We start from the raw sequence: 19,977 nt of genomic DNA, 5'->3' as shown, positions 1-19,977 counted from the left end.
GGATTTGTGATGGATAGAGATTGGAACGCAGCGATTAACATTCTGAAACTAGCCTTGGGTACTACGGGTCACGTAGGAACCTGGATCTATGATCCGAACGCTTCAGGAGATTCGACCTCTACTCATGCTGGAGAAATCTTGTGTGAGCAAGTTGGGTCTATGAATGAAGAATCTCCGCACTTATAGGGCGGAGAGTGTCAATTAAGCGAGGTATTGCTACGCCACCAAGGGAGAAGTAGCCAGTTATATCTACTCCGTCTTGCAAGTCACAATTCTATTTCTAACCAAGAGACGAAAGAATTAGCAACAATCGATGCTTGGGTGCGATCGCGCAAATTCAACTTTGTGAGAATATGAGAAATATGGTTTCTCACTGTTCCATCGGAAAGACTTAGTGTCTGAGAAATTTCCCGATTACTAGCACCATTGGCAATCATTCGCAGCACTTGTCGTTCTCTGGGGCTGAGTTTATCGAATCCTGAAGGTAAATGGCTGGTTTGTGGTATTTGGCTTGTGGGTACGTTGGCGACTATCTTTTCCAAAACCCCTGGACTAAATTGACTGTACCCCCGATAAATAGAGCGTATTACCTCTGCTAGTTCTTGCGAGGGTGTATCTTTGAGTAAATAGCCTTTTGCCCCAAAACGCAATGCCTCAGCCACGTACTTACCATCATTAAAAGTAGTGAATATGAGAATTTTTATACAGGGAAATTTTTGGCAGATGAGTTGAGTTGCTGTCACACCATCCATGATGGGCATACGGATATCCATTAAAATGACATCTGGTAACAAATTCTGGGTATGCAATAATTCGACCTGTTCTAATGCCTGTTGTCCGTTGCTAGCTTCTGCTACTACCTCTAAGTCTGGTTTAATTTCTAGTAAAGCTTTTAAACCTTCCCTGACAACTTCTTGATCTTCGACTAATAGCAACCGAATCATAGTAGTTAAAAATTAACCGTAATCTATCCCCCGTAACCATGATAGGTACTATGGCTTACTTCTATTCCGGTCATCACCGGTGGGTATTTTTCTGCATCTGGTAATGATTTGTTGGTTTGCTGCCAAATAAATTTTTAATTTCTAGTGGTAGAGATGCTCTAATATAGCAACCAGCACCCAGTTGACTATTGATTTCCAAATGCCCCCCTAAACTTGTAATTCGTTCTCGCATCCCCAGGAGTCCAAAACCAGAGCGATTGGCATTAACTTGAAAGCCATTACCGTTATCTGCTAATGTCAGAGATAAACCTGTGTCTGTGGGTTGAATTTGAATAGTGACGGCACTAGCATTGGCATATTTGCAAATATTGGTCAGTCCTTCCTGCACAATTCGATACAGAACAATGCTGACTCGATGGGAGAGGTGACTGGAGAGGCAAATTTCGCAAGTTGGTTTGATGCCAGTGGTGCGATAAAATTCTTGAGTGAGGGAGGCGATCGCATCTTCTAACATTTGACCTTGGAGTGGATCAGCTCGCATATCAGCAACGGATTGGCGTGTTGCTTCTAGAGCTTGAGAACCCATTTGTTTGGCTTTAGTCAAAAATTTATAGGCTCTTTCTGGGTCATCTTTCCACAGTGCCAAAGCTGTCTCCGTTTGCACATTCAGTCCCACCAGCAGATGACCCAGAGAATCATGAATATCACGAGCAATGCGATGACGTTCCTCTAAAGTTGCTAAATTTTCAATGCGCTGGTTTAGTTCCCGTTCCTGTGCCAAGGCACGGTAAAGCTCATCCTCTGCTTTTTGTAACTCGTATTCTATCACTACAGCGTGTTCCATTGTAGCTTCCAGCAAGATTTCTAAGTCTGCTTTTTCCTGGTTTAAAGCAGCTATAGTCTGGTGGCTTTGTTCTAGCTGTAATCTCAGTGCTGCCAGTTCTCGAATATAGCTATCGTGGTAATCTTTGTTTTGCATACATATAGCGTTTCTCTTCTAAATGCAATAAACTCGACCACTGAAAAAATCCTCCCCTATGTGTTTGATGATGAAATACTCTAACTCACTCAGACGAAACCCGCTATATTTTTACTCACTCAAATAGTAGCTCTAAATTCGGCATCAAGCGTTGTAAATTCTTTAAGGATCTTTGATGCCAGGGAATACTCTTAGCTGCTTGGATCTCCAGCCTAATAGTTTCTTCTTGGCGCACCTTAAGGACAAATTTTGACAGTACAGTAAATCCAGAACTATTCAGAAATTTCAAATCTCGCAAATCCAGCGTTAAGACGGCTGGCTTTTGAGCAAGAACATCATTCAGCATCTGTATTAAGGGGGCATATTCCTCCAGTTCCTTTAACCTTAAAGTTCCTTGACAACTAATTGTGTTAGTTGCTGTATTATAGCATACACTGTATTGTTCTCCTTTTAGCTCCATCGTCTAAAAACCTCATCAGTAGGATTATAATAGCTTCAGTATTTGTACTGTTAGTTTAAAGCATTAACTGTACTATTGTAGTAACATTTATAACTTCAGAATTTTCTGGAATCTTTGTAAACTTCCAACCGATTTTTGCTGGATAGTCACTCATTATACATAGAATCCCAATGCCAGAACTTTCGAGGTGTTCTTCTTGGGCATTCTTCTCTAAACGACGCAGCAGCATTTCACGAGGATCTGAGATGAGTATTTCTTGAATAAAGGTCTTGAATTTCTCTAAGGTATGTGGTTTGATACTGTTAGTGACAAGAAAAATTAGTTTATCTCGATACAGTTGCAGTTGGATACTGATAGGGTGTGAAGAATTGTAATCATTAAATTTCATGGCATTTTCTAGCAACTCATTGGCAATGTAGCTAATAGCACTGTGTATTTCTGCTGGTTTAGCGATCGCCTGTTGTGGGTGTTGTGCGATCGCCTCAATACCATCTTTCTCTGCCCTCAAGAAGCACATCAAGTAATCTGCTAAAAAATCAGCTGACAAGCCATTACTGCGCCACCGTTGATTGAGAGGAAGCAAGCTAGGTGAAAATCCCAAAAGCAGGCATTCCTCATTACTGGGTAGACTTTCAGGAAATTCGCCCAATATTTCATCCATAGATGGGTAAGATTGTGGACTGTTTGTATCTGTCTGTTGTCCTTGTTGATTATTATTTCTCATTAATTATAAATAATTGCTGTTTAAATATTGGATTTTGCTTTCACAACTTATAGTGAATACAAATGATTATTATAGATTATGTCAATTTGTAATAGGTTGCATCGTTAAATTGGTTGAACTGAACCAATCATCTAATGAACATTAGTATTACCAAGCAATTATTATGTTCTTCTCTTCAGTCTATGCTTTTGTCTTAATGAAATATTAGCGTAAATTAGACAAATTTTAAAATTTATTGTCGTAAAATCAATAGAATTATCACAACATCAAAAGCATCTAAAATCTCCTATGACAAATGTCATAATCCAGATAATGACATTTGTCATGTTTTAAATGTAACTATAAAAAAGTGACATTTAGTAGATGTGTGCAATAGGACTAATTCGTTAATCTCTAAGAGGAGTTTAGAAAAGTCCTTAATGATGTATCAGATATTGTTAGATAACCCTAAATCCACCTTTAAGAGCGGAAATTTGATTCATTTTCCAACCTAAAAAAGGTGGCTTAGGGGGGTCAGCAAGTGCTGAAAATCACAGCTAACCACTTTTCAAATAACCTTTAAGAAGATATCTAATAAGTTATAGCAAATTTTAGGTAAATGATGTATAAAATTAAACTGAAAACTCAGGCATAAAACAGCGTTACATCCTGATTATTGCTGTAAATTATAGATAAATAAACCTATTTTTTATAGTCAGTTTATTGTTTTTATTATCATAAACGATCTGCTGTTTTGCAGTTTAGTAATTTTGACTTAGGATAGCTAATTAGCATTAAACAGACATTACATATATCCATGATTTCCAGTATTTTTCACAAGACAACATCACTCATATCTGAAATGTTCCACAATCAATAATCTATACCACCCAACCCAGAAGCAAAAATTTTGTTATGCCTATCAAGCCGAGAAAATATGAATTTATTACCCAAGCCAAACCAAAACCAATCTCTATCAGAAAATAATTGTCGGGAATTTTGGCAAATATGGGAATCATCTCAAGATTATTTTTACAAATGTTGCCTTAACTGGATGGGAGGTAATTCTCATGATGCCGAAGATGCACTAAATCAAGCAATGCTCAAAGCTTGGCATGGATGGACAAAATCTGCAACTAAAATCACATATCCTAAAGCATGGTTAGCGCGAATTATTTATAATTACTGCATGGATGTGCATAGGAAACGCCAACGAGAAGCCCCAGAAATTGAAAATATTGATGATATTAAAATAGCAGATAATCCTGCATTTACTTGTGGGAAAGAAATACCTGAAAACAATATTTTGGCTTTAGAGATGCGGGTATACCTCCGCCACAGAATTGAATCTTTACCTGAGAGACTACGCTATCCTTTTATTTTACACTGCTGCCAAGAGAAATCATATCCAGATATAGCCAAACAACTCGCCATTTCTGAAGCTAATGTTCGCCGACGCATTCAGGAGGCGAGAAAGATTCTACAAAAGCAGTTACAGAAATATTTAGCAGGTGAAGATAATACTTATATTGATTCCTGCTCTCCATCTTTAAAAAAGGTAAATCAGATGGAGGAAAAGTTTCAAGTTGATGAAACACTTCCTTATGAGACGCTACACGAAAGACAAGCTCAGGGCGGTGCAGAAATTTGTAATTGTGACTCATCAATACCAACAAAACATCAGCAGTCAGAAATTAACTATAAATTAACAGTAATATGTCTGGAAAATTTAACACCTCATTGGTACAGTTCACTCAATTCTCTGGAGTGGAACTAAATGCTCACTTGGTTTTGGCAGACAAGCCAGCAAGACAACAACAGAAACTCATCACCTTGAGTAAGTATGTTCAGAAATATCCCCAAGGATGGAAAAAAAGATTAGAACTAGCTGATTTGCTTTATGAAATGGGAAATTGGCAACAAGCAGTTACAGAATATCGGCAAGTCATGGCGCGACAACCGCAATTAATTGATGTGCGGTTGCAATTGGGGAAAATCTTGCAACTCATGGGACTAGAACAAGAGGCTTTAGAAGTATACGAACCAGCCTTATTGTTGTCGGAAAATCAAGCTACTCAGAATCATATCAAAGGATTGATTGCCGTTTGTAGAGGAGAAAATCAACAGGCAATTATCGCCTTTAATTTAGCAGCTGCTTTAGAACCTGAGAAAGTAGTTCACTGGCTGGCTTTAGCACAGGTACATCAGGGGAGAGAAAATCCTCTTGCTACTCTCAACGCCGTAGAGCAGGTTTTATCCATTACCCCAGAGGACGTTGTAGCCTTGATTTACAGCTATGATGCGCTGATGGCGGTGGGGGACATTCCCGCAGCTAGAGAACGGTTGAACAAGCTTATAGCTATAGCTGGAGATGATTTTCGGGTGCTGCAACGACAAATAGACCAGCGTTGTCAGATGAGATGGGTATCTGGTGAAGAGGGGAAGCTGACTAAAAAGATGATTACCTCTTTACTAGGACAAGCTCCTCACAGTGCTGAAGCGCACAAATCACTCGCATATTATCATATTCTCCGTGGTGATTGGGCGCAAGGTGTAAAGGTGTTAGCAGAGTTTACCGCCGCACACCCTCAACAGCCTTATGGTTGGTATTACTACGGAAGGTGTTTGTTCCACACCGGGGAATATCAGCAGGCGGTGGAGATGATGATGAAAGCTTATCAATTATATCCCCATGATGGGGAAATTTATCGGGCTTTGTGTGAAATTTTACCGCTTGAATCTCACCCCTTACCCCTATCCTACGCAGAGAAGGGAGTAAGAGGAGAGGGGAGTAAGATTGAACCTCACCCCCGACCCCTCTCCTACGAGGAGAGGGGAGTAAGAGGAGAGGGGAGTAAGATTGAACCTCACCCCCGACCCCTCTCCTACGAGGAGAGGGGAGTAAGAGGAGAGGGGAGTAAGACGACTCTTGCTTTTATAGTGGAGGAGATGCTGAAGCGGTTTCCTGAACGCTGGAGTGTATGGGCGACGGTGGGGCGGGTATTGGTGGAACATTTTCCAGAGTTTGAACGCGGGTGTAGTGTTTCCGAACAGGGAACAAAACTACAGCCCCAATTAGCTGATGCTTGGTTGCGTCATGGGCGGGTGTTGGCTTTGGCTCTTAGACATCGGGAAGCGGTGGAGGTGTTGGAGAAAGGATGGAAGCTTTTACCAACAGGGGGTTATCTGCAATCTGTACCTGCGGCTGTGTGGCTGGGGGAGAGTTACCTTGTGCTAAAGGATGTTAATGCAAGTAAACGATGGTGGGAAGTGGCTGGTGAGGGATGTCAGGAGTTGAAAGCGTTTAACCCAGCTATGGCTGATTACTGGTTAGGAAGAGTTTTAGCGGGGTTGGGGGATAGGTTAAGAGCGATACAGGCTTATGAGAGTGCTGTGAGTAAGCAGTTGTTATATCCGGCTCGTGGGGAAGTTGAGAAGAGTTTGCAAGGGCTGAAAGGTAAGAGGAGGAAGGGTTGTAGGCGTTGAATAGGAATTTTTGGGGAGAAAATTTGCATCTAACTCAAAAAATTCACAAATTGGGGTGGGGAAACGTCTAATAAATCAAAGATGTGGAGAAAAAACCACTTAATCCACTTGATAATGATACAGAAACTTACCACAAAGGAAATTCATTATGTCCACTGATGCTGGTTTGTCTGGAAATATTGTTGAAGCTATTGCTATTTCAAATGCTCAGGTAATCGGAGAGCAGCAGGCAATTCTGACCAACCTGGCAATGTCAACTGAAATTGCAAATGTAAATTTAGCACAGCAAAATGCTGTTAATAAACAAAATGCCTTATTTCAACTGGAGATGGCCACGATTGGTAAATGTGTAGAAGTTATCATGAGTATCGATCCTACCGATCCTCATGCAAAAGACCAACTCGATCTTTACCAAAAACTTATGCAGAACTTAGTACAAATTTTTAAACAAATGGAGCCGACAATTAATAAAGTCAATCATCCTATTGCTGATGAACAATCTTGATCATGACTATAGCTTATTGGCAAGGAATTTAGTAATCTAAATTCTAAAAATTTTATGCCATCACTACCTAAAGTGATTAAACAATTAATTGCCAAAAGCTATGTTCAAACTATTGACAAAAAAGCTGTAATTTATCTAATATTACTTATGTCAATTTAGCAATGGCTGTTAATTTATCACAGTAAAATATATTGACTATTCAACATTTATTGAATCAAGGAAATCTTGTAATTACTGCCAAGATTATTAATTCAATTGCTAATCTAAAGCCTAGAAAAATATTATTTCATCGAAGATGGATGCTAAATATATTAATCAGGTACTATCTGATAATATAGAAGTCCTGCAAGCTATTAAAGACAAACCGAAATAAAGGGATTGTAAGCTTCATCGCCGCAATTACGGCTAAAATCTCTTTTTTGTCTTAAAGATTGAATCTAAATTTATTTGAAGGTTTAAAACTTCAGATAGTTTATATTCATAGTTCAAACTAACAAGGAGTCTAATCATGACAAATGCTGCCTCAACCCCAAATCCAAGCTCAGGTAATGATCCAAATAAGTCAAATGATGCTTTACCCAAGGATATTCGGGAATCAATTGCCATTGCTAATGCCAAAAGCGTAGCAGAACAGCCTGCAATGCTGTCCAATCTGAATTTTGCCAATTTGATGACCAATCATAACTTGTCTCAACAAAATGCCCTTACTAACCAACAGGCAATGTATCAATTGGCTATTACCGCTATTGCTAAAGCAGTGAATAAAGTATCTGACTTGAGTCCGACGGAAGGTCTTGCGATCGCCAAACTAGATACAAGTAATGATGTGGCTCAACAAATAGCTGATCTCAAAGCTGCTAACAGAGACAACAATAGTGAAGAAGGTGAAGAGATAGAAGAAGAGGAATAAGCCGCAAACAACGACGAGGAGAGTATTAAATTCATTCCCAATACTCCTTAGTATAGCCGCTTATTTGAGCAGTATAAACAACGAAAATTGTTAAGTTACTGCGATGCAGTTTTCCTTAATTTTAGTTAGAAGCAAACAGGATAAATTATGCCATCAGGATTACCCAATGATATTCGGGAATCTATCGCTATTGCTAATGCAAAAAGTGTGGCGGAACAGCCCGCAATGCTTTCCAACCTAGCTTTTGCGAATTTAGTTACCAACACCAATCTAGCTCAACAAAATGCTCTCGCCAACCAACAGGCGATGTATCAAATGTCTGTGACGGTTACTGCTAAAGCAGTGAATAAAATATCTGACTTGAGTCCGGTGGAAGCCCTGGCAATCACCAAATTAGATACTAGCAATGATGTGGCTCAACAAATAGCAGATCTCAAGGTTGCGGGGAAGTGATAGGTGATTTTCAAGCTATTGAATAAGTCACATCAACAGTAAAGATGTTTTTTGACAAACTCAACCCCCAAATTATTTTCCCCACCAAATTAACAGGATGACTTATGGCCACCGATCCAACTTCTTCTCTACCTGATGATATTCGGGAATCTATAGCCATTGCTAATGCAAAAAGCGTAGCGGAACAGCCTGCAATGCTTTCCAACCTGGCTTTTGCGAATTTAATTACCAACACCAATCTAGCTCAACAAAATGCCCTTGCCAACCAACAGGCAATGTATCAATTGGCAATGACCGCTACTGCGAAAGCTGTAAATAAAGTATCTGACTTGAGTCCGATGGAAGCCCTGGCGATCGCCAAATTAGATACTAGCAATGATGTAGCTCAACAAATAGCAGATCTCAAGGCGGCGGGGAAGTGATAGGTGACTTTAAGACTATTGAATAAGTCACCTCAACAGTAAAGATGTTTCTTTACAAAATCAAACCCCAAATTATTTTCACCACCAAATTAACAGGATAACTTATGGCGACCGATCCAACTTCTTCTCTACCTGATGATATTCGGGAATCAATTGCCATTGCTAATGCTAAAAGCGTAGCGGAACAACCCGCAATGCTTTCCAATCTGGCATACGCCAATTTAATTACCAACACCAATCTAGCTCAACAAAATGCCCTTGCCAACCAACAGGCAATGTATCAATTGGCAATGACCGCTACTGCGAAAGCTGTAAATAAAGTATCTGACTTGAGTCCGATGCACGCGCTTGCTATCGCCAAATTGGATACTAGCAATGATGTGGCTCAACAAATAGCAGATGTTAGGGCTGCAAGTAAATTTTAGAAGACCTCCAGTAGAGGTTAGTTCTCAGTAGTTATTTGTTAGTCGTAGTCATTGGGTTTTTTACCTCTGACTACTGACTAGTTAGAACTGATGGTTATTAGTTTGCAGATTACAGCAACCCTGACTATGAACAAGAAATAATTTTTCTATGTCAATTAATGATCCGATTGCTGCTGCCAGATTAGGTGTAACTCAAGCCAAAAAAGCGGCAGAAGATAATACGAATGCAGGGAAGATAGCAGCGACATCAGCCATAACACAAACAGTACCGATGGTGCTGATAGGAGTGGTTGAAGCGAAAACGGCTTACCTTCTGATAAAAAATATTTTGGAAAAAGGACAAGTCAAATTAATTCCTGCATTAATAGCTCTTAAAACCCAGTCAATTGCAAGAGGTGTAGTTGCCTATAATGCAACATTGAATCAGGCAATAACTGTGAGGGAAGATGTCCACAATAGATATGTAGACATCTGTAGCTCGATAGATAAATCAAAATCACGTTAAAGAGACGGGCAAGAGGGAAGGATAAGAAAGCGTATGCAAAGTAGAGATGTAGAGAGTCAGTCGGACACCAACCAGAGAGAGAATGAACCTTTAATTAGCAATACTACAGGTGCGTATAATCATAAGATATCTAGTATATTGAAGATTAAGCAAAAGTCGGCAGAATTGATGTATTTTGTTCCAACTAATGCATGGTCTGACGATCGTACAAAGACGTTAATAGATGATTTGATTGGACTGCTGTTAAAGGAATCTGAGGAATCGTATGAGAGGGGTCAGGAACAGAGGGGATTGCGATATTCAGCGCATTCTTATGCACTAAAAGAGAATTGGGAGAGCATAAAAAAGTTGAGATCGGAAATTGAACAAGAAACAATAAGCAGATGGAAAAAGATACCTGCTTCTATGATGAGGACAACTGCATCGTTCATTGGGACAGCAGCAGAGGTTGCGAACTCAGTCGCCCAGCAGGTGGTGGGATTAGCGATTTATATGGGAACGCCAGCAGGTTCTGTTCTCGGAAATGTCCAGCTAATGCCAATACAAGGAGTCGGAGAGACAGCAACCCCACAGGAGACAACGACCACAGGATCTCTGATGGAAAATAGCACGATGTTGCCAATCACGGACGGGTCAGATACAGCGGCAACAAGCCCAAGCACTACCCCCACAATGAGCAATGTTGGGAACGTCGGCTCAACAGGTTGGAGATTAGACCAGACACCCTATAATCATCCGTCCTGGGCACAGACAGTGAACTATGTGGGATACGGGAGTGCTATCGCATCGATTATCTTGATAAATGTAACCCCCACGGTTCTGAATTGGTTGGCGGACTTGATAACCAGGAATTATGATACCCTAATCGGGAGTAAATTAACGTTGATAAAGTGCCACTTGCAGATAGTAGAACAAGTATTGCAAGAAATCAATACTTTTAGCACGCAGGATATCACAAGCGGCATAGATGAAATCCCGGTTAAAAGACCACAAATCTCAACACAGGCGAAAGAGACAGTAGTTAATGAAAAAACAAAACCGAGCAGTCCTCGTAAGAGCAGGAGCAAAAGTAGATAAAAACAATGCTATGACAGGTAAGAGTGTGGCTCATCCTGAAGAACTATAGCAACCGTCTTGAATACTAACGCCTCTGGTGCTGACCACAATTCTTTAGACTCACCCTGCAACCTCACACACTCTTGTTCCCGAAAACCATAAGTGCGATCGCCTAACTTATAGGGTGGGTTAGTCAAAGCGTAACATACTTTCTCAGTTGATAGTGGTAAACAAGTAGTGATTTTCGCTTTTCTTGTCCTTGTACAAAGTAGATTACACCAACTGTTATCACTACTTATGTAAGACTATCTACAGAGTATATGCCAGGTTGCACACAACAACAAAGAAAAAAGGATAGAGTTGAATGACTAACATACAACTTGATGTATTAAAAGATAGTGGTGGAGTGAAGAGAAGTTATCAGCCGACAAAGAAAATCCACGCGGAAAAAGTGATGTTAAATGATGAAAGAAATCAAGCAGGAAATTTAAACCTAAGAATGAACGCATGGCCATGTACAGATCAGGGACATGATTGTCACAAGGCATTAATCGATGCATCGCTCAACAGGACTATAACGTTGGAAGTAAACGGGGACATTGGTGGGTACGCCAAAAATCACAACTTCGATTTTAATACCACTGGTAGAATAGTGTACAACAATGGCAATGTCACGATCACGAAAAATCCCTAGAAATAAGGATTGAGTATGACGCACTACAAGAATTAGTGCCATTGCCGATCTTGTGGTGTAATCGTTTTTGATTTGATTTATTTACAGGAGTGCGATCGCTTTTTCTTGACGAGAAGGCGATCGCCTTTTTATGGGAAAAGAACGATCGCTTTAGCTATTGTATCCAGTGCGTGGGGAAATTGAGAAGATTTTGCAAGGGCTGAAAGGCAATAATAACAAGCGGTGTAGGCGTTGAAGGGGAATTTTTGGGGAGAAAATTTGTCTGTAACTCGAAAAATTCACAAATTGGGGTGGGGAAACGTCTAAAGGACGTGGGAAGAAACAATCCCTGAAAACAAAGAAATCAATTCTCTTAGGAGTGTTTTCAACGAAAAATGAAAAAACTACTCATCCTCACTTTAGTTATCCTAATAGGAATATTCCAATTTCCGGAAAATGCTAGCGCTGCTCGTCCCTCCTATCCATGGAATCCTAACCAACCCTATCCCATTTCATCTGCTCAAACCCGACACCACATTATTCCTTTGGATGAGCTAGTAAAGTATGGAACTCAGACTTATACCACTCAGCTATCACTAACAGACTTTTTGCTGAGCTATGAGAACATAAAAAATGTAAATTTGGGAGAGTATAAAAATATTCAAGAATTAATAAAAGCATATTTAGAGAAAAAGCCACCAGCGGTAGAGACGATGAATGGATTATTTGGATGGGTACAAGGAAATTTAGTAGTAGGTCTGAAAAAACGAGCTTGGGACCCTGGAAATGCTTTCGATGAGGTTGCATTTCAATGTCGTCAAAATATTTACTTCAACAAACGGTATACAGGCTTGAAAGAACGATGGGAGACACCAGCGGACAAAAAAGATGTGTTCGAGCTACTCAGTACGACTCAGATGTCAGGCATAGAAACAGCAACTAAATGTAATTGGTAAACAAGCTAAGAGACTTCCAGTGCGATCGCCTGAGCTTGTAGGATGCGTTAATGAAATGTAACACACCACTCCTATTATTAAATTCTGTGGGTTAGGCTGTCCCTAACTTACCCTCAGCTTGAGTGCGATCGCCTTTTTATGGGAAAAGAGCGATCGCAGCTTAAGTTTCTGGTTCATCACCTAAGAGTTGATCTATACTTTGAAGTGTTTGTTGAGAACAACGACGCACACGATGAATACGCACAATTCCTTGCTCTTCATCCACTGCTTCACTAACAGTAAATAAAATATTGAATTGCTTTTTATAGAGAAGTTGGCGTACCTCTATTCCCATATATTCACTTTCGATAGCCAAAGCACAACGCCTGGGGAAGTTTTCCAGCGTTAACATAATTTCATAACATCCTCTTACCCAGCGATAAGCGTTTTCCGGTGAATCCTCCTTGATCCAAAGAAAAATACTTTCTATATCAGCTACCGCAGTAGGAGATATTTCAATCTGGTAAGCCATATTTTTCCCGAAGTTCTGCAAATGCTTGCTTTAGAGGTATCCCTTTCCCCTGCTCAAATTCTGCAATACTTTTGCGGATACCGACAATAGACTCCAGTAACTCAACCCTATCGAGAAGTTCTTGGTAGCCTTCAGCATCTTGAACAACGGCAGTAGCTTTACCATTAACAGTCAGAACTATTGGTGCTTTGGTTTCTTTGAGTTTTGCCAGGAAAGCTTTCGCACCCCTTTGGAACTCTGAGAGAGGATAGATGTCGCTTAAACTGAACATAATATTTTCATTAAATTATTAAATAATTTCATGTTAACACTTGGCAATTGTTTTGTCTATTGTGCGCTGGCCTTCCGCCCACCGTATATGAGCGATCGCTTGAGGGAATTTGAAAGGGCGTAGGCGTAACCCGTCGTAGACATCGCCTGTTTGTGGGGTCAGGGGCGATCGCTTGTTGTATCCGGCTCTGGATGATTATATTGATTATTTCTGCTTCAACACCAGCAAGGTGATATCATCATAAACAATGTGTTCGCCGATATGCGATCGCACATCTTCAATAATCGCTTGTCTAATTTCATTCGCTGAATATTGCCAGTTTTGGCTGACTACCTCACACAACCGCTCCAAACCATAATATTCCTGAGCCTGGTTTTCTGCTTCCGTAATGCCATCGGTGTAAAGTACCACTCCATCCCCTGGTTGCAACTGCACTTCCCTATGACCAATCAAATCAGAAATATCTGATATCATTCCTAACAAGAAACCTAAATCAATTGTATCCAGTCGCTCAACTTCTCCATTAGCACGTACCACCAGCATTTCCTCATGTTGTCCGCTTAACTTAATGCAGCCGCCTTGGTATTCCAGCAATGCTAGAGATATACTTTTGTTCGAGTTCATGCGCTGGATATTTTGGTAAATTACTTGATTGATGGTACTCAAGAAGCGACGATAATTTGTCTCATTATTTACAACTAAAGTGCGAATAGCAGTTTGTAACATAATCATCAACACACCGCTTTCTAATCCGTGTCCAGCTACATCACCAATACCAATTTTCACCTTCCCATTGTGATTAAGTACATCATAATAGTCACCCCCCACTTCATGAGCAGGTTCCATAAAAGCATCAATCTCCAAACCCGCAATTTGCAGTTCTGCTAATTTGGGGAGAATCATTCGTTGGATCTGGCGAGCAACATCTAGTTCAGCGCTCATACGGAGATTGTCTTGCTTGAGTTTCTCCGTATGTTTGCGCTCCGTAATATCCCGGACAATTAAAATTGCTTCTTGCTCCGCACTTTTGACTACTCGTGCCTCATATTCACCAGTACGGTCTTCTATTGTCAGTTGATATTCAAATTCCTGAGTTTCACCTGTTTGAATTGCTTGATGAATATAATAAATGTATTTTTTTGCCAGTTCATTAGGCAGAATTTCTTCAATATTCCTACTGATATAGTTTTCACTGGTCGTTACTAAATTAACACCTTTAGCTTCCACAATATCTAAGTAAGTTCCATCTTGGCTGATTCGCAAAATTAAATCAGGAATTGCATCCACAAAAGCACGGTTGCGGGTTTCACTCTGTTTTAGGGCTGCAATGAACTGTTTGAGTTGTTTCGCCATACTATTAAAAGAAGTGGCTAACTGGTCAATCTCAGCAATGATACTGGGGGGAACCTGCTGGTCTAAGTCACCTTTAGCAATCTGTTCGGAAGCCAGAGAAACTCGCTGAACCGGTTGAAGAATCCAGTGGGTGATGAATACACTAACACAGAGGGCGGCAATTAAGGCAGCAAAACACAATATAAGTGTCATCTGAGTATTGGCATGAATCTCTGCCATAAAGTCAGATTCAGCAACCATCACAACTATTAGCCAGTCCAAACCATTTTCGTCTTTTAATGGCATAACATGGATAAATTGCCGTTCACCACCATTGTCAACAAAAGACAATTGGTGTGTTTGAGATATCCGGCTGAAATCACCAAAGCTATCCAGTAAAAACCTAGCTGCTGCGCGAATTTCTGGGTCAGAACTGCTGACTATATTAAATGGTTGAAATGGTCTCAGCTCACCTGTTAAGGTTTGATGAGAGGCTGCTACAATCCAACCATTCCGTTCGATGATCAAAATCTTGCCCGACTTTTTGAGATCCAGTCCACTCAGGAAGTCATTGATGGATGAAAGAAAGACCGATGAAGAAAAAACTGCGAGTTTCTCACCCTGGCGATCGTAAACTGGGGTGCTAAGTGTCAGCGATAAATCACTATTTTTGTTGAGTGGGGAAATTGGACTCCAAACAGATTTCCCTGCAAAGACAGCCGACTGATACCAAAGCCGATTCCGAACAGGAGTTTGCTGAGAATAAGTACGTAACAATCGCATTGGTTGGCCTTGGGAATTTAACTGGTATTCTTCAATGGTTTGTGGCTGACCTGAGACTGACTTGAATAACGAATATTGGCGCTGGCGAATTACTTGGCGAAAATCATTACCAACACTGCCAACTTGGATACTGCTAATTGAGTTAAATCGTTGGAGTTGAACAAATAAGTGTTTTTCTACAGCAGATAAATTTTGCAAATCTACTTCACCCAGCCGTACCGCATCCACATTGAGACTGTTCACCAGTTGAGGAGTTTGCAAATAAGTATTCAGGTGTCCAGTAGTACGATTAGCAACTTCTTGAATCAACTGATTGGCAAGCTCATTGACAGCTTTTTGCCCATTTCTAAAGGAAAGATAGCCAACTAGTCCAACTGCGACAATAATTTGGAGGACAAAAGTCGTCAAAAGAGTAGTACGGAGACGGAATTGACGGCTGTAGATGTTAGCTTTCTTAAGTGATATCACTTTTATTTGGGCATGATCAATGTGATGTAATCATATAAATAATACGTGCCAATATACGATACCTATGCAAAGCCTGGTGACGATCGCACATTTTTTACCAACATCTTGGGAAAAGTTCTGAAAGTCAGTATACCGAAAACTTTTGTAAGTTGACCAGAGAATCAGGGTTTGAGCCGAAGCTTTTGGTTTGATGATCGCGATCGCTTGTACTGCACTCTTAACCTACCAACAACGCCCGTTCCTTGAAAAGCAGACTCTAAAAGGATTACGGCAAATTGTGTTCTTCAACAGGACTTACGCAACTGGCACATGGGGTAGGGTGCGTCAGATGTGGAAAATCCTTAAATCTGTACGAAATTATTGGGTCTGACGCACCCTACAGCTGAAGCTCATGTACCACTCCGGGGAAGCAAGCTACGCGCAGCGTCTATCGCGTTCGCGTAGCGTCCCGTAGGGGGCGTTGCTGATTGAAAGTATGAATTTACCTCACGCAAAGGCGCAAAGGCGCAAGGTTACAAAGAAAAATAAGAGTTAATTTAATATTTCATACTCTGATTCAGCAACGCCCCGTAGGAAAGGTAGAGAACTTTCCCCAGTTCCTCAAACTGTCAGTAACCGATTTAAATCTTCTTTTGCTGAATTAATTAAATTTCCCACAGTAGCAATCAACTCATGCTCTAAATAAGGTTTAGATAGGTAAGCTTTTGCACCTAATTCTTGGGCGAGTTGGCGATGCTTGTCTGCACTACGAGAGGTGAGAATGATTACGGGAATTTTGATGTATTTGGGGTTTTGTTGAATATGGCTGAGGAACTCAAACCCATTCATCCGTGGCATTTCTAAATCAGAAACAACGAGTTGAATTTCTGTGTGGCGTTGTAACTGTTCTAAAGCTTCGGCTCCATTTTGTGCTTGAATTACCTGATAACCGGCTTTTTGCAAAGTCAAGGATAGGGTTTGCCGCAAACTAATGGCATCATCCACAACTAAAACTACTTGATTATTTTGAGGAGCGGCGGCAGATAATAAAGGTAGTGATGGGCTGGTAGGTTCTGATGCAACTAAGGCTTGTTGATTGACAGAATCAGGTTTTGGTAGTGTAGCAATATCAAGTGTTGCTTCCATCTCTACCGACTCTAACAGTAAAGCTCCATCAATAACTAACATGAGGTTGCCATTAGCTAGGCTACTACAACCATACACGTATTTGGGAGGAGCGATCGCATTTCCTAAAGGTCTAATTACTAATTCTTGTTCACCGATAATTTGGTCAACTTGTAATGCAAAAATACCTTGATTACGCCTCAGCAATAATACAGGATGATTCATTGTTTCTGTATGATGCTCAGGTAGTAAATTACTGACATTTAAATTATTAAATAGACTACCATTATAACACATCAACTCTGAAAGTTGATGCAGACTAACCATAGTATCTTCATTACCAGTATCCCAATGTAGGACTCGTTTACCTTCAAATTCTTTAATTTGTTGTGCTGAGGGAATGACTATTTTTTCGATGCTATCCAATAGTAGAGCATAAATCACACCTCCAGCTTGCACTAACATTAATTGATCTGTAGTCATAGAAAAGGGTATTTTGAGAATAAATTTTGTGCCTTGATTCGGCAATGTTTGTACAGAAATTGAGCCATTAAGTGCTTGCAGTTGAGAACGGACAATATCTAATCCCATCCCCCGCCCAGAAAGTTCACTGACTTTTTGGGCGGTGCTAAAACCGGGTGCAAACATGAACTCTAACAGTTCAGAATCACTCTTTGGTGATAAATAGCCTTGAGATTCATTGCTGGCTGTAATTAAATTCAGTTCCATCGCTTTTTGACGTATGCGATCTAACTTTAAGCCTTGTCCATCATCTCGAACTTCGATAATTGTTTGACTACTTTGATGATATGCACAGATTTCAATGACACCTTGTTCTGGTTTACCTAGTTGTCGGCGAACTTGCGGGGTTTCAATACCGTGATCAAAAGCATTACGTACTAAGTGTAATAGGGGGTCATAAAGCTTTTCTGCGATCGCCTTATCTATTAGTACATCAGTACCGCTAAATTTCAACTCTACCTGTTTGTGGTAAACGCCATTGAGATTTTTCACCATCTGCGGGAAGCGGCTGAGAATGCTAGCTAAAGGTAACATCCTCGCTTCCACTAGGTTATCTATGAGGTTGAAAGCTAAAGTTTGTTTTCGATTACTAATTTGAGTAGCTTGTTTGAGAAGTAAATCAATAGATTCTGTTGCTTCTTGTAATTGTGATACCTCTTCTATTGCTTCGTGTAATGTCACATGAAATTCTGTATAAGCATCCATTTCTAATGGATCAAAATCCACGGAAGCAAAACTTTGTTTCTGTTGCGTTGTTACTTGCCTATGTATTGGTAAATCACGGAGTTGATTTAATGTTTCTTGGTGTTTGTTGAGTCGCTGTAATAACTGTAGGGTAATATCTTGAATTTGTTCATTATTGAGACTGTGTCGGTTCTGATGGATTAGTAGTTCACTTGCTAAATAATTAATCCGTTCTAATCCTTCAACATCTACACGTACAGATGAAACTTTCTGATTTTTCTTGATTTGCGAATTTTTAACTATTTGTTCATTCACTGCATCAATAGAAGTTTCGGTAATATCTGTAGTTGATGGCTGACTTACGGCTAAAGCTGTTGTAGGTTCGACAACTTCATTAAATTCTATTTGTTGTGCAGTTTGAGTTTCAACCGCTTGCACTTCTCCGCCCCAGATTGCCTCTAACAAACTATCATTTGGATGAGATGTGGAAGTTTTAACCGCTTGAAACACCAGCAGTTTTTGTAATTTAGGGTTGTCAGTCCAATTTTTTTCTTGAGCAGTAACGGGCGGATGTTGCTTATATTGTTTAGCTACTAAACTAATTTTAGTATGTAGATACCGGATAATTAAGACATAATTATTTGCTTTAGTGATTGAATATTGAAATTTTACAACTGCTAGGAGAATAATTAAAACAATCCCTTGACGATAAAGGCGAATACTTTGGCTATCTCCTTCATCACGCACAAATTCTAAAAAGTTATGTACCCAAGTTTCAATATATTCGGATGAACTGGTAAACTCATAATTGGTAATCAGTAAATCCCAATTTAATGCTGATTCTGGTACTGCTACTTCGTGGTTAAACCAGCCGAAAATATAATGAATGACCTTTAAATACAATTTGGCAGTTGTTGGTTGAATACAATCGTCTTTATTATTGCTAGATGTAGTTAAAAATTGGTAAAATTCTGCTAGATTAGCTAAAAATTGTGAGTTAGCAGCTGCAGATGGCTTTGTAGTGGCTACTAGTTGCTTTAAAGCAGTAGAAGGCTTACCGCCTTGAGTGCGATCGCCTGCTAACACATCTTGATGTGCCTGCATAAAATCAGCATAGGCAATCTCAGCAATTTGCTTTGCTTGACTAGGATTAGCTTGCAACGCCGCTAAAGTTGTTTGGGCAATTTCTCCAAAACCAGGTAAATTTAAAGACTCTGCCAAGCCAATAAATACTTCAATTTCCGAACTTAAAAAAGTTATTAATTCTGTATCATCTTCTAGATTACTAATAGCAGTTTGAATACTTTCTAAGCGTTCTTTAACACCTACCTCAAAAATAGATTTAACAATATCAAAACCTAACTCCTCCGAGGTAGGTATATGAGCATCATTACCAAAATCATCGCCTAATTTCGTTTGCAATTTAGCAAAAATATCAGAAGCCCTTTGTAATATTTCATCTTCATTAATAATATTGCCATTCAACTCCGCCGTTAATGCCAGATGCAAACACTCATAAACTGCAAACAAAAGTGTTTGTAACTCATCATCAATAACTATATTGGGGTTATACAAAGCCTTAAAGACATCTTCCAGAGAATGGGCGATCGTCTGAATTGTTGTTAGCCCAACAGTAGCAGCGCCACCTTTAATTGTATGAGTTGCCCGCATTAAGTTATGCACTTTAGCCGTGCTGTGACCTTCTACGAGACTAAATAATTCTTGCTCAATAGTTTGAATTAACTCTGGGGCTTCTGCTAAAAAATAAGCATAGCCTTGTTCACGAATTTCTGGGTCGGTAATCATAATTTTGGGGTTGGTTACT

20 protein-coding genes and 1 pseudogene are annotated in these 19,977 nt (G+C 39.9%); 12 read left to right on the top strand and 9 right to left on the bottom strand.

Annotated elements, in window-relative coordinates; all coding sequences use genetic code 11:
* Positions 1 to 186, top strand: a pseudogene (locus H6G83_RS34985) (RNA-guided endonuclease TnpB family protein); the annotation flags it as partial.
* Positions 187 to 266: 80 nt separating this feature from the next.
* Here H6G83_RS34985 and H6G83_RS16235 read toward each other — a convergent pair.
* The 4 genes from H6G83_RS16235 to H6G83_RS16220 form a co-directional block, all read right to left on the bottom strand.
* Positions 267 to 944 (bottom strand): response regulator transcription factor, encoded by a 678-nt coding sequence (locus tag H6G83_RS16235; RefSeq protein WP_190474094.1) that lies wholly within the window; start codon positions 942 to 944, stop codon positions 267 to 269.
* Positions 945 to 1,017: 73 nt separating this feature from the next.
* Positions 1,018 to 1,923, bottom strand: a complete 906-nt coding sequence (locus tag H6G83_RS16230) for a sensor histidine kinase (protein ID WP_190474092.1) — start codon at positions 1,921 to 1,923, stop codon at positions 1,018 to 1,020.
* Between the two features lie 115 nt (positions 1,924 to 2,038).
* Positions 2,039 to 2,383 carry a slr1659 superfamily regulator gene (locus H6G83_RS16225; RefSeq protein WP_190474090.1) on the bottom strand — a complete coding sequence of 115 codons (345 nt, stop codon included), beginning with the start codon at positions 2,381 to 2,383 and terminating at the stop codon, positions 2,039 to 2,041.
* Positions 2,384 to 2,438: 55 nt separating this feature from the next.
* Complete coding sequence (locus tag H6G83_RS16220) at positions 2,439 to 3,107, bottom strand: slr1658 superfamily regulator (RefSeq protein WP_199328460.1); 669 nt, start codon at positions 3,105 to 3,107, stop codon at positions 2,439 to 2,441.
* A gap of 916 nt (positions 3,108 to 4,023) precedes the next feature.
* Between H6G83_RS16220 and H6G83_RS16215 the strand changes: the two genes are divergently transcribed.
* From H6G83_RS16215 to H6G83_RS16175, 9 genes are all read left to right on the top strand, one after another.
* Positions 4,024 to 4,863: an RNA polymerase sigma factor gene (locus H6G83_RS16215; protein ID WP_199328459.1), complete on the top strand. Its 840-nt coding sequence runs from the start codon at positions 4,024 to 4,026 to the stop codon at positions 4,861 to 4,863.
* Positions 4,803 to 6,572: a tetratricopeptide repeat protein gene (locus tag H6G83_RS35370; protein ID WP_190474088.1), complete on the top strand. Its 1,770-nt coding sequence runs from the start codon at positions 4,803 to 4,805 to the stop codon at positions 6,570 to 6,572. Before H6G83_RS16215 ends, H6G83_RS35370 begins: the two co-directional genes overlap by 61 nt.
* A gap of 148 nt (positions 6,573 to 6,720) precedes the next feature.
* Complete coding sequence (locus H6G83_RS16205) at positions 6,721 to 7,077, top strand: RebB family R body protein (protein WP_190474086.1); 357 nt, start codon at positions 6,721 to 6,723, stop codon at positions 7,075 to 7,077.
* Between the two features lie 508 nt (positions 7,078 to 7,585).
* Positions 7,586 to 7,987 carry a RebB family R body protein gene (locus tag H6G83_RS16200; protein ID WP_190474083.1) on the top strand — a complete coding sequence of 134 codons (402 nt, stop codon included), beginning with the start codon at positions 7,586 to 7,588 and terminating at the stop codon, positions 7,985 to 7,987.
* A gap of 147 nt (positions 7,988 to 8,134) precedes the next feature.
* Positions 8,135 to 8,440, top strand: coding sequence for a RebB family R body protein (locus H6G83_RS16195; protein WP_190474081.1), 306 nt, complete (start codon positions 8,135 to 8,137; stop codon positions 8,438 to 8,440).
* Between the two features lie 104 nt (positions 8,441 to 8,544).
* Positions 8,545 to 8,862 (top strand): RebB family R body protein, encoded by a 318-nt coding sequence (locus H6G83_RS16190; RefSeq protein WP_190474080.1) that lies wholly within the window; start codon positions 8,545 to 8,547, stop codon positions 8,860 to 8,862.
* A 104-nt stretch (positions 8,863 to 8,966) separates the two neighbouring features.
* On the top strand, positions 8,967 to 9,287 hold the full coding sequence (locus H6G83_RS16185) for a RebB family R body protein (RefSeq protein ID WP_190474078.1): 321 nt from the start codon (positions 8,967 to 8,969) through the stop codon (positions 9,285 to 9,287).
* A 148-nt stretch (positions 9,288 to 9,435) separates the two neighbouring features.
* Positions 9,436 to 9,792, top strand: coding sequence for a hypothetical protein (locus H6G83_RS16180; protein ID WP_190474075.1), 357 nt, complete (start codon positions 9,436 to 9,438; stop codon positions 9,790 to 9,792).
* Between the two features lie 33 nt (positions 9,793 to 9,825).
* Positions 9,826 to 10,869 (top strand): hypothetical protein, encoded by a 1,044-nt coding sequence (locus H6G83_RS16175; protein ID WP_190474074.1) that lies wholly within the window; start codon positions 9,826 to 9,828, stop codon positions 10,867 to 10,869.
* A gap of 8 nt (positions 10,870 to 10,877) precedes the next feature.
* Here the strand turns inward: H6G83_RS16175 and H6G83_RS16170 are convergent, their stop codons facing one another.
* On the bottom strand, positions 10,878 to 11,045 hold the full coding sequence (locus tag H6G83_RS16170; RefSeq protein WP_190474071.1) for a hypothetical protein: 168 nt from the start codon (positions 11,043 to 11,045) through the stop codon (positions 10,878 to 10,880).
* A gap of 167 nt (positions 11,046 to 11,212) precedes the next feature.
* On the opposite strand from H6G83_RS16170, the gene H6G83_RS16165 reads away from it, so the two are divergent.
* Positions 11,213 to 11,542, top strand: a complete 330-nt coding sequence (locus H6G83_RS16165) for a hypothetical protein (RefSeq protein ID WP_190474070.1) — start codon at positions 11,213 to 11,215, stop codon at positions 11,540 to 11,542.
* 374 nt (positions 11,543 to 11,916) lie between these two features.
* A complete protein-coding gene (locus H6G83_RS16160; protein WP_190474068.1) occupies positions 11,917 to 12,477 on the top strand; it encodes a hypothetical protein in 561 nt (186 codons plus the stop codon).
* A gap of 160 nt (positions 12,478 to 12,637) precedes the next feature.
* Here H6G83_RS16160 and H6G83_RS16155 read toward each other — a convergent pair whose 3' ends face one another.
* The 4 genes from H6G83_RS16155 to H6G83_RS16140 form a co-directional block, all read right to left on the bottom strand.
* Positions 12,638 to 12,988 carry a type II toxin-antitoxin system RelE/ParE family toxin gene (locus H6G83_RS16155; protein ID WP_190474066.1) on the bottom strand — a complete coding sequence of 117 codons (351 nt, stop codon included), beginning with the start codon at positions 12,986 to 12,988 and terminating at the stop codon, positions 12,638 to 12,640.
* A complete protein-coding gene (locus H6G83_RS16150; RefSeq protein WP_190474065.1) occupies positions 12,972 to 13,259 on the bottom strand; it encodes a type II toxin-antitoxin system Phd/YefM family antitoxin in 288 nt (95 codons plus the stop codon). Before H6G83_RS16150 ends, H6G83_RS16155 begins: the two co-directional genes overlap by 17 nt.
* 204 nt (positions 13,260 to 13,463) lie before the next feature.
* On the bottom strand, positions 13,464 to 15,842 hold the full coding sequence (locus H6G83_RS16145; protein ID WP_190474063.1) for a SpoIIE family protein phosphatase: 2,379 nt from the start codon (positions 15,840 to 15,842) through the stop codon (positions 13,464 to 13,466).
* Positions 15,843 to 16,442: 600 nt separating this feature from the next.
* Complete coding sequence (locus H6G83_RS16140) at positions 16,443 to 19,958, bottom strand: hybrid sensor histidine kinase/response regulator (RefSeq protein WP_190474061.1); 3,516 nt, start codon at positions 19,956 to 19,958, stop codon at positions 16,443 to 16,445.
* Between the last annotated feature and the right edge of the window lie 19 nt (positions 19,959 to 19,977).

It is taken from the genome of Anabaena azotica FACHB-119 (genome assembly GCF_014697625.1).
GTDB classification, from domain to species: Bacteria; Cyanobacteriota; Cyanobacteriia; order Cyanobacteriales; family Nostocaceae; genus Trichormus; species Trichormus azoticus_A.
This window is presented reverse-complemented; position numbering and strand designations above follow the sequence as displayed.